This window comes from Bacillus cereus group sp. BfR-BA-01408 (assembly GCF_022663305.1).
Classification (GTDB): Bacteria; Bacillota; Bacilli; order Bacillales; family Bacillaceae_G; genus Bacillus_A; species Bacillus_A pacificus.
This window is the reverse complement of sequence record NZ_JAKUFF010000272.1, coordinates 1-260: the sequence shown is the minus strand read 5'-3', so window position 1 is coordinate 260 and position 260 is coordinate 1. Positions and strand designations below refer to the sequence as shown.

Sequence of the window (260 nt, the reverse complement as noted above, 5' to 3'; positions counted from 1 at the left end):
TAACCGCAGACATGGATGCGGCGGCGGTTTTGCGCTTCTAATCGTATTGTTTATTTTATTGATCATCATCGGTGCTAGTTGCTTCGGCGGTGGCGGTTGTGGTTATGGCGGTTACGGCGGCTACGGATATGGTGGCTACGGCGGATATTGCTGCTAATTAAAAACTATTGAAAATGGCCTTGTGCAATACGCACAAGGCCATTTTATTCATATTTTGATCTGCTGTGATAATTTATTAATGTACAGGGAACGAATTAAGA

Annotated in this window: 1 protein-coding gene; it reads left to right on the top strand. The window is 43.5% G+C overall.

The window, feature by feature from the left end; all coding sequences use genetic code 11:
• Positions 1-157 (top strand): YjcZ family sporulation protein (locus tag MR083_RS27270; protein ID WP_242270133.1); only part of this gene is annotated, 157 nt, incomplete at its 5' end.
• Between the last annotated feature and the right edge of the window lie 103 nt (positions 158-260).